At 42.8% G+C, this 14,165-nt stretch carries 13 protein-coding genes; 10 read left to right on the top strand and 3 right to left on the bottom strand.

The window, feature by feature from the left end; all coding sequences use genetic code 11:
• Positions 1–46: 46 nt before the first annotated feature.
• Entirely contained in the window at positions 47–1,138 is a 1,092-nt protein-coding gene (locus tag B649_RS08245; RefSeq protein WP_041192428.1) for a CinA family protein, read from the bottom strand.
• 98 nt (positions 1,139–1,236) lie between these two features.
• On the opposite strand from B649_RS08245, the gene ileS reads away from it, so the two are divergent.
• From ileS to B649_RS08200, 10 genes are all read left to right on the top strand, one after another.
• Positions 1,237–3,993 carry an isoleucine--tRNA ligase gene (ileS, locus tag B649_RS08240; protein ID WP_015654066.1) on the top strand — a complete coding sequence of 919 codons (2,757 nt, stop codon included), beginning with the start codon at positions 1,237–1,239 and terminating at the stop codon, positions 3,991–3,993.
• Positions 3,993–4,118: a hypothetical protein gene (locus tag B649_RS12585; RefSeq protein WP_291750858.1), complete on the top strand. Its 126-nt coding sequence runs from the start codon at positions 3,993–3,995 to the stop codon at positions 4,116–4,118. Before ileS ends, B649_RS12585 begins: the two co-directional genes overlap by 1 nt.
• On the top strand, positions 4,115–5,455 hold the full coding sequence (gene gatA / locus B649_RS08235; RefSeq protein ID WP_015654065.1) for an Asp-tRNA(Asn)/Glu-tRNA(Gln) amidotransferase subunit GatA: 1,341 nt from the start codon (positions 4,115–4,117) through the stop codon (positions 5,453–5,455). The genes B649_RS12585 and gatA overlap by 4 nt, the downstream gene beginning before the upstream one ends.
• A 5-nt stretch (positions 5,456–5,460) precedes the next feature.
• A complete protein-coding gene (gene guaB, locus B649_RS08230; RefSeq protein ID WP_015654064.1) occupies positions 5,461–6,906 on the top strand; it encodes an IMP dehydrogenase in 1,446 nt (481 codons plus the stop codon).
• 101 nt (positions 6,907–7,007) lie between these two features.
• Entirely contained in the window at positions 7,008–8,273 is a 1,266-nt protein-coding gene (locus B649_RS08225) for an O-acetylhomoserine aminocarboxypropyltransferase/cysteine synthase family protein (protein WP_015654063.1), read from the top strand.
• Positions 8,274–8,281: 8 nt separating this feature from the next.
• Positions 8,282–9,379 (top strand): homoserine O-acetyltransferase, encoded by a 1,098-nt coding sequence (locus B649_RS08220; RefSeq protein WP_015654062.1) that lies wholly within the window; start codon positions 8,282–8,284, stop codon positions 9,377–9,379.
• Complete coding sequence (xseB, locus tag B649_RS08215; protein ID WP_015654061.1) at positions 9,376–9,570, top strand: exodeoxyribonuclease VII small subunit; 195 nt, start codon at positions 9,376–9,378, stop codon at positions 9,568–9,570. Before B649_RS08220 ends, xseB begins: the two co-directional genes overlap by 4 nt.
• Complete coding sequence (locus tag B649_RS08210) at positions 9,570–10,361, top strand: carbon-nitrogen hydrolase family protein (RefSeq protein WP_015654060.1); 792 nt, start codon at positions 9,570–9,572, stop codon at positions 10,359–10,361. Before xseB ends, B649_RS08210 begins: the two co-directional genes overlap by 1 nt.
• A 1-nt stretch (position 10,362) precedes the next feature.
• Complete coding sequence (locus tag B649_RS08205; RefSeq protein WP_015654059.1) at positions 10,363–12,336, top strand: sensor histidine kinase; 1,974 nt, start codon at positions 10,363–10,365, stop codon at positions 12,334–12,336.
• Between the two features lie 57 nt (positions 12,337–12,393).
• Positions 12,394–13,071: a ThiF family adenylyltransferase gene (locus B649_RS08200; protein WP_015654058.1), complete on the top strand. Its 678-nt coding sequence runs from the start codon at positions 12,394–12,396 to the stop codon at positions 13,069–13,071.
• On the opposite strand, the gene B649_RS12580 is transcribed toward B649_RS08200, so the two are convergent.
• Together B649_RS12580 and B649_RS08190 are read right to left on the bottom strand one after the other, a co-directional pair.
• Positions 13,068–13,559 (bottom strand): c-type cytochrome, encoded by a 492-nt coding sequence (locus tag B649_RS12580; RefSeq protein WP_015654057.1) that lies wholly within the window; start codon positions 13,557–13,559, stop codon positions 13,068–13,070. The two genes, B649_RS08200 and B649_RS12580, sit on opposite strands and share 4 nt — an antisense overlap.
• 125 nt (positions 13,560–13,684) lie before the next feature.
• A complete protein-coding gene (locus B649_RS08190; RefSeq protein WP_015654056.1) occupies positions 13,685–13,891 on the bottom strand; it encodes a hypothetical protein in 207 nt (68 codons plus the stop codon).
• Between the last annotated feature and the right edge of the window lie 274 nt (positions 13,892–14,165).

Below are 14,165 nucleotides of genomic sequence, written 5' to 3'. Positions count from 1 at the left end.
GAAATTATAGGGGAAAGATGTCGTTTTGTCAAGGCGAAAGAATGATTTAGGCAAAAAATAATTCTTTGTCTATATTCAGGAGCATTTTTACCGCCATAAGAACACTTTGCTCTTGGATGTAGTTACGATCTCCCTCGAAATGAAATCGTTCCGTATGAACCGATGTTTTAGACCTTGCGCTGATATAAACGGTTCCGACCGGCTTGGTATCGCTCCCTCCGGTAGGCCCTGCGACACCGCTGATGGCCAAGGAATAATCGGCAAAACTAACATTCATCGCCCCCTCTGACATCTCTACAACCACTTCGGCACTTACCGCACCATGATGTTCAAGCGCATAATCATCAACTGCCAGCCAATTGGCTTTTAGAGTATTGGAATAAGTGATTAAAGAACCTTCAAACACATTGGACGCACCACTTTGAGAGGTAAAAAAATGGGCAAGTGACCCTCCGCTGCAGCTTTCGGCAAATGAGAGTTTTTTGTGGTGAGTCCCCAGACGTTCAATAATAAATGCGGCGATATTGGTCGCGGCAATGACTTTATGATGCATGAGCCCGCGTGCGGATGCAATAAATTGAGAAAGGTTTCCGTGTTTACGGGTGTGGATACGTATTTTAAGCCATCCCTCGACTAATTCGCTGAATTCAAGTTTAACATCGAAGTTTTGGGCTAACGGTTCGAGAAGCGTTTGCGCACTGAGAAGTTCTTCGTTGAAAAGGTGGATAGTGGCAAGACGTGACTCATCATCGATGAGAATCGGAGGGAGTTCTTTCCCCTCTGTTGCCAGAATAACGTTGATTTCAGAACTGTTGTGGGTGAGAAGATAGCTACCGTTTTCGAGGATACTGGCACGTGATGGAATAAGCATTTGTTCTTTTAAAATCTGGTTATCGGCGGTGACAGTGCTGAGAAGTTTTCCGACGATGGTAAAGGTGCTTTTTGTGGTGACAATGATGAGCTTGGATTCATTCTTTAAGAGACCTTCAAGGTGTAAAAAGAGCCCTTTGTCCGATTCTTCGAAATAATTGATGGAGTCGATTGAAGCGAGGCGATTTTTGATACTTCGGAGGATATAACGCTCATACGCTTCATTCAAAATCAGCCGATTTCCTACGAAAATAACATCACGTTTCATGGAGTTCCCGAGTATAAATTTCGGATAGTATAGCATAGTGACAGCAAAATTTAATCACCTGAACGCTATAATGCACCACTTTTTCTATAAGGTAACAGATGGATTATAAAGAGACCCTCCTTCTACCTCAGACCGAGTTTCCGATGCGCGGAAATTTGGTTCAAAATGAGCCTGCACGCTATAGCGCGTGGATTGCGAACGATGTTTACGGCAAGATGAAAGCCAATCGTAAAGGTGCCGAGAGCTTCACATTGCATGATGGACCTCCGTATGCCAACGGCCATACACATATCGGTCACGCCCTCAATAAAGTACTTAAAGATATTATTGTCAAATACCATTACTTCAACGGTAAATCGGTTCGTTTTACTCCGGGATGGGACTGTCACGGATTGCCGATCGAGCAGCAAGTGGAGAAAAAGCTGGGCGGAAAGCAGAAAAAAGAGCTTCTCAGCACCGCAGAAGTACGCCAGATGTGTCGCGATCATGCGAGTGAATTTGTCGATATTCAACGCGCGGAGTTTAAAAAACTGGGTGTTATTGCGGACTGGGATAATCCGTATTTGACCATGGACTCGAAGTTTGAAGCGAACATCTACCGTACTTTGTGCGCTGTAGCGAAAAAAGGGCTATTGATCGAGCGTTCTAAACCGGTGTATTGGAGCTGGGCGGAGCGGACGGCACTTGCCGAAGCGGAAGTAGAATACGAAGATAAAGAGGACTATTCGATCTATGTCGCGTTTGAACTCAGCGATGAGGCTAAGGTACGAGCAGGGATCGAGGGGAACGCCGCCATCATTATCTGGACGACGACTCCGTGGACACTGCCTGCGAATACGGGGATCTCTCTCAATCCTGATGAGATCTATGTGCGGACCAGTGACGGTTACATCGTTGCCGAGAAACGGTACAACGCCCTTATCGAAGAGGGTGTATTTTCAGGGAGTGTCGTTCAAAAAATCGAAGCGAAAAAATTTGAAAACCTTTATGCGATCAACCCTCTAAACGGTCGCGGTTCTCATTTGGTTCTCGGCGAGCATGTTTTGATGGAGAACGGTTCAGGATGTGTTCACACTGCACCGGGACATGGGGAAGATGACTATCGTATCGGTCTTCGTTATAACCTCGAAGTCGTAATGCCGGTTGATGAGACAGGGTGTTACGATCAGAGCGTGGTTCGCGAAAAACTTCTCCCGAATCCCGAAGAGTTCGTCGGTAAACACATCTTTAAATGCAATGAACCGATCATCGAATTGCTCGGAGATAAAGCACTTAAAGTATCGAAATTTCGTCACTCCTATCCGCACTGCTGGCGTTCTCATACTCCGCTCATTTACCGTGCGACGAAGCAATGGTTTATCAGTGTAGACGGCACACCTCTGGGCGAGACAAAAACACTTCGTGAAATCGCACAGGCTGAAGTCGCTAAAACAGCGTTTTATCCGGAATCCGGACGTAACCGCTTAGGATCAATGGTTGAAAACCGTCCTGACTGGTGTATCTCTCGCCAGCGTGATTGGGGAGTTCCTATCGCATTTTTCCGTGTCAAAGCGACGGGGGAAGTGATTTTAGAAGAGAAAGTGCTTAACTTTATCGCGATGATTTTCGAGATGCACAGCACCGATGCGTGGTACTCGATGAGTATCGAAGAGCTTCTCTATCCGGGATGCTCGTACAAAGCGGATGAACTTGAAAAAGTGTCCGACATTCTCGATGTTTGGTTTGACAGCGGTTCGACATGGAATGCGGTGCTTAAATCACGTAACTATGATGCGGGAGAATATCCGGCTGATTTGTACATCGAAGGCTCTGACCAGCATCGCGGATGGTTCCAATCCTCTCTCTTTTTAAGTACGGCAGTGGAACATATTGCTCCGTACAAAGCACTTTTGACTCACGGTTTCACCGTCGATGAGAAGGGTGAGAAGATGTCAAAATCCAAAGGGAATGTCGTTGCTCCCGAATCGGTTCTCAAAGAATACGGGTCAGAAATTTTGCGTCTATGGGTTGCAATGAGTGACTATCAAGGTGATTTAAAAATCTCCGGTAATATCCTCAAGCAGACAGCCGATCAATACCGAAAACTGCGCAATACGTTCCGTATTATGTTGGCGAATCTTGATGGATTGGAAACCATCGTTCCCTACAGTGAAATGGGTGAGATCGATAAATGGATCGTGGCAAAAGCTAAAGAGGTATTTGACGAGACGCATCGACTTTTCGGGGAATATAACTTCGTTCACGGGATGAGCGGATTGAACTATTTTATTGTCAATGAACTCAGCGGTGTTTACATCGATATTACCAAAGACCGTATGTATTGTGACGCTTCCTCTTCTGCTGAGCGTCGCTCGACACAGAGTGCTATGGCGATCATTTCCCGTTCTATGCTCGGACTTATCGCTCCGATTTTGACTTATACCGCTGATGAGATTTTTGAGAATGCTCCATCGGTTATTAAGGGATCATGCACGGATATTTTTGATATCACTTATAGATCAATCGAAGCAGTTGATAGCAACTGGGACGAAGCGACCATGAAAGTGATCCGTGAAAAGTTCAATGAGATTGTGGACGGATTGAAAAAAGAGAAAGTGATTAAAAACACCCTTGAACTCGTAATATCAACGACTTCTACAGTGGCAAAAGCGATGAAAAAAGCCGATATTGAAGAGTATCTGGTTATCTCTAAATGGTGTGCCTGTGAACTCAAAGATGTTTTAGGGACGTTTGACTACGAAGGGGACACATTCAATATTGCCCTAGCATCCAAAGCTAAATGTCCAAGATGCTGGAAATATCATAGTGAAGACGAACAGTCATTATGTCCACGTTGTGCGCAGGTAGTTGCGTAATGATCGATTTCACTCAACCCGTTCCAATGAGTTTTATTGCTGAAACAGTCGGGGTTATTTTTGTCGTAATTGGTTTAGGGATTATGATGGTAAAACAAGCAAAACGTAGAAAGGAACGTGCATGATAACACTGAAAGAGGCGTTAAAACTCTCGAAAGAAGAACTGAGCTCTCTCAAAGAAGAGTTGAAAGCCAAGATTGCAGCCAATCCTGAGCTTAATGCATATATCGATGTTTTGAATGTCGGTGAAGGGATTCCGATTGCGATTAAAGACAATATTCAAGTGACAGGTTGGTCGGTAACATCAGGTTCCAATATTCTAAAAGGGTATATTGCTCCGTACAATGCAACTGTAATTGAGAAACTTTTGGCCGCTAATATGTCACCGTTCGGACGTACCAATATGGATGAATTCGCGATGGGTTCTACTACCGAGAGCAGTTGTTACGGTAAAACGCTCAACCCTTTGAATCATAATTGTGTTCCGGGAGGAAGTTCGGGCGGTTCGGCTGCGGCAGTTGCGGCAGGGTTAGCGGTAGCGGCACTTGGAAGCGATACGGGTGGATCGATCCGTCAGCCTGCGGCATTTTGCGGTATCGTCGGGATGAAACCGACGTATGGTCGTGTTAGCCGTTACGGTTTGGGTGCGTATGCCAGTTCACTCGATCAGATCGGGCCGATGACCCAAAACGTCGAAGATGCGGCGATTCTTTACGATATTATCCAAGGATATGATCCGAAAGATTCAACCTCTGCGAATCGCAATGACGGCACCGTAAGTGATAAACTCGATGGCAATATAAAACTAAAAATTGCTATCGTACCTGACTATGTCAAAGATGCTTCCGAAGATGTCCGCAAAGCGTATGCCAAAGCGGTAGAAGCATTGAAAAATGCGGGGCACACCATCGTCGAAAAAAGCCTGATGGATCCGAAATACGACATCTCAGCGTACTACATCACGGCGACGGCGGAAGCGACGACTAACCTTGCGCGCTATGACGGTATCCGCTACGGTAACCGTGTAGAGGGAGATAACCTCAAAGATACCTTTTTGCAAACCCGTTCGCAAGGGTTCGGTGCCGAAGTACAACGCCGTATTATGCTCGGTAACTTCGTACTCTCTTCTGGATATTACGATGCGTATTACGTTAAAGCACAAAAAGTACGCCGATTGATTCAAGAGGAGTATAATAAGATTTTCGAAGAAGTTGATCTTATTTTGACTCCGGTTGCTCCCCGCACTGCTTATGAATTTGGAGCCCTTAGTGATCCGCTTGAGATGTATTTGAGTGATATTTACACCATTTCGGTCAACCTCGCAGGTTTACCGGCGATTTCGATTCCGATTGATACAGCGGATAACGGCATGCCTGTAGGTCTTCAACTCATAGCCGCTCCGTATGCGGAGCAAACCTTATTTAACGGGGCATTTAGCCTCGAAACTCAACTCAAAGGATAATTACCATGAATATTCGTAAACGCGCCCTCACTTTTGAAGATGTATTGCTCATCCCTAAATACTCAGAGGTTCTCCCTAGAGAAGTGAGCTTGAAAACGATGTTGACCCGTAATATTCCCCTCAATATCCCAATGGTTTCTGCGGCTATGGATACGGTTACGGAATATCGTGCGGCAATTGCGATGGCTCATTTGGGTGGTATCGGGATAATTCATAAAAACATGGACATTGAGACCCAAGTCAAACAGATTAAAAAAGTAAAAAAATCCGAAAGTGGTATCATCATCGATCCGATTTTTGTCCATCCAAACGCTACACTCGAAGATGCCGAAGCGTTGATGAACGAATTTAAAATCTCCGGTGTTCCGGTTGTTGATAACCATAACAAACTACTCGGCATTTTGACCAATCGTGATATGCGTTTTGAAAAAGATTTGTCGAAGTTGGCCATCGACGCGATGACTCCTATGCCGCTTATTACTGCAAAAGCAGGGATCACTTTGGCGGATGCTGAGCAAATGATGCACGTTAATAAAATCGAAAAGCTCCCGATCATCGATGATAACGGATTGCTCAAAGGTTTGGTAACGATCAAAGATATCAAAAAGCGTATTGAATATCCTAATGCTAACAAAGATGATTTCGGTCGTCTTCGTGTCGGCGCGGCAATCGGTGTTGGACAGCTTGACCGCGCTCGCGCACTTGTCGATGCAGGTGTGGATGTTTTGGTTTTGGACTCTGCTCACGGTCACTCGAAAGGAATTTTGGATACGGTTAAAGCGATCAAAAAAGAGATGGTGGTCGATATCATTGCCGGAAACGTTGCAACGGGTGAAGCAACATTGGCCCTCATTGAAGCAGGTGCTGATGGGGTCAAAGTAGGTATCGGACCGGGATCGATCTGTACGACGCGTATCGTTGCGGGTGTCGGTGTTCCTCAAATTTCGGCTATTGATGAGTGTGCCGCAGTCGGACGCCAACATGGAGTACCGATTATCGCTGATGGCGGCATCCGCTATTCGGGTGACATTGCAAAAGCCCTTGCTGTAGGGGCAAGCGTTATTATGGCAGGATCACTCCTTGCCGGAACGGAAGAGTCACCGGGTGATACCATCATGTACCAAGGGCGTCAATACAAATCGTACCGCGGAATGGGTTCTATCGGAGCGATGACGAAAGGTTCAACTGATCGTTATTTCCAAGAGGGGACGGCTGCGGATAAACTCGTTCCTGAGGGGATTGAAGGACGTGTGCCATTTCGTGGAAGTATTGCTGCAGTTGTACATCAAATGATGGGTGGTCTACGCTCTTCTATGGGATATTGCGGATCTGAGAGTATTGAAGCTTTCTGGGACAAAGCAGAATTTGTTGAAATTACCAGTGCAGGGCTTAAAGAGTCACACGTTCATGATGTTATTATTACCCAGGAAGCACCAAACTACCACGTATAAATTTCATTTATACGGTTTTAATCCTACTAAATTAGTAGGATTACTTGGGAAAAATGTAAAATCACGATACAATAATTTACAAAACAATGTAAAGGATGATTATGCAACTTCAAACTGAAGCGCTTCACGCGGGATACAACAAAGACTCTCAAAGTACGATGGCAGTACCCATCTATCAAACGACTGCATACGAGTTTCGTGATGTTGAGCATGCGGCAAATTTATTTGCTCTTAAAGAGTTGGGAAATATCTATACCCGTCTGAACAACCCGACAACCGATGTCTTTGAAAAACGGTTTGCGCAACTTGAAGGGGGCGCTGCAGCTTTAGCCGGTGCAAGCGGTATGGCCTCTATCTTTTATGCAATTGCTAATGCGGCTGAATCGGGAGATAATATTATTTGTGCCCGTCAGCTCTACGGCGGAACATTGACCCAAGCGTCGTACACGTTAAAACGTTTCGGTATACAAGCCCGTTATTTCGATGTGCAAAATCCAATCGAGATCGAAGCACTGGTTGATGATAAAACCAAAGCGATTTTCTTTGAATCATTAACCAACCCTAGCATCGATGTGGCCGATATTGCTGCAATTACCGCGATTGCGAAAAAACACGGCATCCTCACTATCGTCGATAATACGGTAGCGACTCCGGTCCTTTGCCGTCCGTTCGAACATGGTGTCGATGTAGTGGTTCACAGTGCGAGTAAATATACGACGGGACAAGGATTGGCCATTGGCGGGATTATGGTTGAGCGTAACGGTTTGATTGATTTGATCAAAGGGAATGCGCGCTATCCGCAGTTCAATGAGCCGGATGAGAGTTATCACGGGTTAGTTTATGTTGATGTACCGTTGCCTCTCTTTACCCTTCGTGCACGTCTTTCACTTTTGCGTGATTTGGGTGCGGTGGTGTCTCCGTTTAATTCATGGCTCTTTATCCAAGGGATAGAAACTCTTTCGCTCCGTATGCGTGAACACTCACGCAATGCTCAAGTGGTTGCAGAGTTTTTAGAATCTCACCCGATGGTTAAAAAAGTGAACTATCCGGGATTAAAAAGCAATAGTAACTATGCCAATGCACAACGTTATTTTGAAAACGGTATGGCAAGCGGCTTGCTCAGTTTTGAAGTTGAGAGTTTTGAAGCGGCGAAAAAAATTGTGGATGCTACAAAGCTATTTTCACTTGTTGTGAATATCGGCGATTCTAAATCAATCATTACCCATCCGGCATCGACAACCCATCAACAATTATCTCAAGAAGAGTTAGTGGCATGCGGTGTCCCATCAGGGCTGATTCGTCTAAGTATCGGACTCGAAGCATCGACCGATTTGATTGATGATTTAACTCAGGCATTAAACGCGTAAAGGGTCTCATGTTAAATCTGCAAATTCACAGTGAACATTTTACGAACCCTCTCTATTTAGAGAGTGGGCGTATTCTTGAACCGTACGATATCGTCTATGAAACGTACGGAGAACTGAATGAAGCGCGGGATAATGTAATCGTCATCTGCCATGCCCTCACGGGATCTCATCATGCGGCAGGGACGTATGAGGGGGATAACAAGAACGGATGGTGGGATGGACTTATAGGTCAGGGAAAAGCGGTCGATACTGACAAATTTTTCGTGATCTGTACCAATGTGATCGGGAGCTGTTTCGGCTCAACCGGTCCTATGTCACCTCGTTACCCGTACAATGAACCATACCGTTATAAATTTCCGGTTGTGACAATTCTGGATATGGTTAAAGCACAGCGAATTTTGTTTGATCGTTTGGGAATCCATCAGGTGCATGCCGTGATCGGCGGATCGATGGGGGGGATGCAAGCCCTCGCATTTGGTGTCTATTTTCCGAATTTCGCCAAAAAAATTATTGCTATGGCAACGACGTCTGCGACGCAAGCATGGGCGATAGCATTTAATAAAGTTGCCCAAGAGGCAATTCTTAAAGATCCTGAGTTTAAAAACGGCTATTATGATCCAGAAATTATCCGAGAAAACGGTCTTTCGGGTATGGCAATCGGGCGCATGGCGGGACATATCAGCTTTTTATCCCATCAGTCAATGACAAAGAAATTTGGTCGTGAATACAAACGAACCGATGGATTATATGAGCTGTTCGGCAAGTTTCAGGTTGAATCGTATTTAGAGTACAATGGCTATAATTTTACAAAATGGTTTGATCCTCTTTCGTATCTCTATATTACTAAAGCGATCAATATCTATGACCTGTCGCGGGGATTTGATTCGCTTGAAGAAGCATTAGGGAAAATCAATGCGGAACTCTATCTGGTCGGATTTGAAAAAGATATTCTTTTTCTCCCTTCCGAGATGGAGAGTATCCATACCGCAATGAAAGTACTCGGAAAAACGAACAGCGATTATCTTGAAGTTACGAGTGATTATGGACATGATGCTTTTTTAGTAGAAATTGATAAAATAGAGAATTATGTTCGGGAGGCACTATGAGTCAGAATGAGAGTTTTGAAACCAAGATTACCAATGCCAAAGCGATTCTAGAGAAATTAATGGATCCTGCATTGCCAATGAATGAAAGTGTTAAAGCTTACGAAGAGGGGATGAAAGAGCTGCGTATCGCTGAAACAATGCTTCAAAATGCACAGTTACAGATTCAAATTATCAAAAATCAGGAGCAATAATGCGTGTTGCCATACTCCAACTCCCTTCCATTGGTATGGGGAGCAATAAACTCGAAAGTTATGCCCGTATTGCGAATCAAAAAGGGGTAAAGCTTATGTTAATGGGGGAATATCTCCTGAACCCTTTTTTCAAAGAGCTGATTCAAACGCCTGTCAGTATGATTGCAGAACAAAGTACTCATCAAATCGAAACACTCAAAGTATTGGCTCTCAAATATGATCTTACTTTTGTTGCCCCTATCGTAACGGTGAAAAAGAGAGAGTGTACGAAAATGATTGCAAAAATTAATGCCCGTAGTGTTACCTATTATCCGCAGCAATTTTTGATTAATTATCCACATTGGAATGAAGAGAAATTTTTTAATAATCCTATCGAAGCGGTAAAACCTCCGATGATTTTTGCAGTGGATGGATTTAAATTTGCCGTAATGGGAGGTTATGAGACCCATTTTGATCCTATGTGGGATGCTGTGAGTTCTAAAGTTGTTGACGCAGTTTTAATCCCAAGCGCTTCTACTTTTGAATCGCATAATCGATGGCGTGAGCTGATTAAAACCAGAGCTTTTACCCACAACTGCTATATCCTCCGTGCCAATCGTGTCGGAGAATATTGTGATGAAAAACATGCATGGAAGTTTTACGGTGATTCGATGGTTGTATCTCCCGATGGAGAAATAGAAGCAGATCTTGGTAACACTGAAGAGCTGTTGATCGTTGATTTGGATCGAAAAAGCCTCATAGAATCACGAAAAGGGTGGGGGTTTAAAGAGGCATTACGAAAGCGAAAATAAAGTGAAAAAACTTTTTTTCCTTTTTTTTACCCTCTTTTTTTCACTTCAAGCCGCAGTTTTACAACTTCATGATAATACTTCCCCTTCGATAGAAGCTTCTATCGAATATTTGGAAGATCGTGACGGAAATACCTCTCTTCAAGAGGTACAACAAAGTTCTTTTATCCCTTATACAAAAGAACGCAGTGTCAATTTCGGTTTTACACAATCGGTGTATTGGTTTAAAATTGATCTGAAGAATTTCAATCCAAGCCTTAACAAAAAATGGTGGGTAAAAATTGATTATCCTTTATTGGAGTCGATTGATCTTTATTTGATTAAGAATGATGGAAAAATACTCAAATATCAACGTATGGGTACCTCTCAACCTTTTCATTCGAGAGAAGTGGATTCACACCATTTTATTTCCGAACTTCCTCTTAATAATGTGGCTGATTCAACATTATTATTGAAAATTAAAACACAAAGCTCGATGCAGCTTCCTCTCTCTATCCTCTCATCGGAAGATCTTTTTGCAGAGATGGAGCAGAATAATCTTTTTGTGGGTATCTATTACGGTTTTTTTATTATTATCTTGCTTTACAATATTGTTTTATTTATTTATACCAGAGATCCTAATTATCTCCGTTATATTCTCTTTTTGGCCTCTTTTATTTTGTGGCAGCTCTCATTTGACGGGTTAGGAATTAAATACGTATGGGGAGATGCGCGGTGGTTAATTGAACACGGGTCGAGTGCCTTTATTGCATTGAGTTCTTTTTCTGCCCTTTATTTTAGCCGCCATTTTCTCAATACGCGACGTTATACCCCTCGTCTGGACAAAATAATTGTCGGTATGATGAGTATTAGCATCGTTATGGCACTTGCATCATCCGTACTCCCTTATGGAAAGGTAATTCCCATTAATGCATTATTGGCATCGATTATGCCGATTGTATTACTGATTGCAGGTTTATTGGTCATGCGTCACGAATATCGAGCCGCTCGTTTTTATGTTGCCGGATGGAGCTCTTTTCTGATTGCTACGATTATTTTTGCTTTCAATAAATTTGATCTGATCCCCAGCTTTTACGGTATCAATCATGTTCAGCAGATAGGGTCGGCTATAGAGATGATTTTTCTCTCACTGGCACTTGCCCATAGGGTATATCTGTTACAGCGTGAATACATTGGAAAACTCAATCATTTGAATGACACATTGAGTGACAAAGTAAAAGTTGCACTGGATGAAGCACGGATTAAAGACCGTTTGTTCGTCCAACAATCCAGATTAGCTGCGATGGGTGAGATGATTGAACAAATTGCCCATCAATGGCGACAGCCACTTCATACATTGGCACTGATTAACCAAGATATGTACGTAAAACAAAAGCTTGGTTTATGCGATGAAGCTTATTTTGATCAGAGTCATACGAGGATTGATGAATATCTGCAATATCTCTCTAAAACCATTGATGATTTTCGTAACTTTTACAAAACGGACAAATCCATAGCCCCTGAGGATATTGGTGATTTAGTCGTAGATGCGTTGAGACTTAGTGATGTATTTTTGAAATATGCAAAAATAAAAACGGATATTGATATATCTTCAGCACGAAAAGTTAATATTTCTAAAAATGAGATGATTCAAGTATTGATGAATTTAATCAAAAATGCTCATGATGCGATTGTCGAGCAAAAAATATCGAATGGGATGATTACGATTCGTGTCGAAGCTTATGAGGATGGGGTGAAGGTCAGTATCGAAGATAATGCCGGAGGGATTGCTCCTAATGTGATGGAAAAAGTATTTGATATCTATTTTACGACTAAAGATCCTGATAAAGGGACAGGGTTAGGGCTGCATATGTCGAAATATATTATTGAAGAGAGTTTTGGAGGGAAAATCTGGGTTGAAAACACCAGTGTCGGTGCCCGATTTATTATCCTTTTACCAGCTGAAAATATGAATACCTTAGTACTCAAGTCAGAATAAGGGAGCAATTTAGCGAAACGATGTTAAGCTAAAGCAAATATCTGCAGGAGAATGAATATGATGCACTATTTCCACCGTCAGGTGCAGTTGTGGGGAGAAGAGACGCAACGTTCACTTCAATCGAAGCGAATTGCCATTATTGGAAGTGGAGGACTAGGGAGCTCGTTAGCATTCGCTCTGGGCTCATCAGGAATCGGCGAGATTCATATGGTCGACTTTGATACGGTTAGTTTGCATAATATTCATCGTCAGATCGCATTTAAAATGGGAGATGAGGAAAAGTTCAAAGCCGAGGTAGTAGCAGAACTTATCGAAGCACGTTGTCCACATGTTACAGCCTATCCCCATATTTGTCGTTTTGAAGACTTTATTCAAAAAGAGATCGAGGTAGATCTCATTATTGATGCGACGGATAATCTCCCCTCTCGCGGTGCCATCAACACGTACGCTAAATCCAAAGGATTACCTTGGGTTTATGGATCGGTGGAGGCGTTTAACGGTCAGGTATGTTTTTTTGAAGAAGCATCGTTTAACGAAGTATTTAAAATTACCCAAAAAGCACCTGCTGGTATTGCCGCACCGATTGTGATGCATATTGCATCGTTACAGGCAAATTTAGCGTTACGCTTTCTTGCTGGGCTAAGTGTGAAGAAAGACAAACTTTATTATCTCTTTTTTAATGATGAAGGGGAATTGATAACGCAAAAATTTGCGCTACCAAAGAGTGAGCGTTAAAGGTTAGAGATGTATTTCGCGAGTGCGTCAATCTGCGCATCGTTAAGCGCTTTAGTCTGTCCTTGCATTAATGCTTTCATATCTTTTCCATAGGTGCCTGCTTGATACCCTTTGAGCGCTTCTTTTATTTGAGTTTCACTAAACTGTGCAATAATTTGTGATTTGTTTAATGCTGCTTTTTCCGCTTTTGCGCCATGGCATGAAGCACATTTCTGACCAAACAAGGCTGTAGCGTCTACAGAAGCCGTAATAGGTGCTTTAGTGGCTGTAGGCTCAGGCATCGGGATAACTGTTTGTGCAGGTGTTGGGATGATTTTCTCAACAGGAATAGTGTTTTCTACAACTGCTTCTGAAGCTGTTGACACTTCTGTATTCGTAATGTTTTCTTCAACGATGGCAGGAACAGGTGCTGTGGTTTCGGTTTGTGTGGAATCATTGCTGCATCCTAAAATATAAAGGGCACAAACGACACTGAGTAATGATTTCATAAAGAATTCTCCTAATAGGTTTAGGATATTTTAACAAAGTTTTGATAATTTTGGGATTTGAAAAAAAGGAAAGGATAAAAAGGGTGTTTCACACCGAGGTGTGAAACGTGCTAAGTAAGTTAAACTTATTTAGCTTCAGCAGCAGGAGCAACTTCAGCATCAGCAGCAGGTGCAACTTCTTCAGTAACATTAGCTTCTTCAGCAACAGGTGCAGCAGCTTCTTCAGCTACTGGTGCAGCTTCTTCAGTAGCAGCAGGTGCTTCAGTTGTTGCAGACTCGCTGCATCCGATAAACATTGCAGCCAAAAGCAACGCAGAAATGATTTTCATCATGGTAAGGCTCCTTAAAAAAATATGGCGGAAGTATACCACTACTCCCCCCATACTTGTCAAGCGTTTTTCGATTTATTTTGAAATATTTTTTGAAAACGCCTATTATAGGGCTTTCCAAGAGATTGCAATTTTATCAAATTTACAAAAATTTAGTAAAAAATGCTTATAACATAAAATTGTTTTTTTGATTTTTTGATTTGTTTACTAATGATTGTCTATTACAAGGCATTTAAAGAGGAAGAATAACACTGCTATTTGCAGTGTGTAATAGCAG

This window comes from Candidatus Sulfuricurvum sp. RIFRC-1 (assembly GCF_000310245.1).
GTDB lineage: Bacteria > Campylobacterota > Campylobacteria > Campylobacterales > Sulfurimonadaceae > Sulfuricurvum.
This window is presented reverse-complemented; position numbering and strand designations above follow the sequence as displayed.

Excerpts from the sequence above, each read along its gene's own strand:
- B649_RS12580 (WP_015654057.1), bottom strand. The coding sequence starts at position 13,559 with ATGAAATCATTACTCAGTGTCGTTTGTGCCCTTTATATTTTAGGATGC.
- xseB (WP_015654061.1), top strand. The coding sequence starts at position 9,376 with ATGAGTCAGAATGAGAGTTTTGAAACCAAGATTACCAATGCCAAAGCG.
- B649_RS08200 (WP_015654058.1), top strand. The coding sequence starts at position 12,394 with ATGATGCACTATTTCCACCGTCAGGTGCAGTTGTGGGGAGAAGAGACG.
- B649_RS12585 (WP_291750858.1), top strand. The coding sequence starts at position 3,993 with ATGATCGATTTCACTCAACCCGTTCCAATGAGTTTTATTGCTGAAACA.
- B649_RS08190 (WP_015654056.1), bottom strand. The coding sequence starts at position 13,891 with ATGATGAAAATCATTTCTGCGTTGCTTTTGGCTGCAATGTTTATCGGA.
- B649_RS08220 (WP_015654062.1), top strand. The coding sequence starts at position 8,282 with ATGTTAAATCTGCAAATTCACAGTGAACATTTTACGAACCCTCTCTAT.
- gatA (WP_015654065.1), top strand. The coding sequence starts at position 4,115 with ATGATAACACTGAAAGAGGCGTTAAAACTCTCGAAAGAAGAACTGAGC.
- ileS (WP_015654066.1), top strand. The coding sequence starts at position 1,237 with ATGGATTATAAAGAGACCCTCCTTCTACCTCAGACCGAGTTTCCGATG.
- guaB (WP_015654064.1), top strand. The coding sequence starts at position 5,461 with ATGAATATTCGTAAACGCGCCCTCACTTTTGAAGATGTATTGCTCATC.
- B649_RS08245 (WP_041192428.1), bottom strand. The coding sequence starts at position 1,138 with ATGAAACGTGATGTTATTTTCGTAGGAAATCGGCTGATTTTGAATGAA.
- B649_RS08210 (WP_015654060.1), top strand. The coding sequence starts at position 9,570 with ATGCGTGTTGCCATACTCCAACTCCCTTCCATTGGTATGGGGAGCAAT.
- B649_RS08225 (WP_015654063.1), top strand. The coding sequence starts at position 7,008 with ATGCAACTTCAAACTGAAGCGCTTCACGCGGGATACAACAAAGACTCT.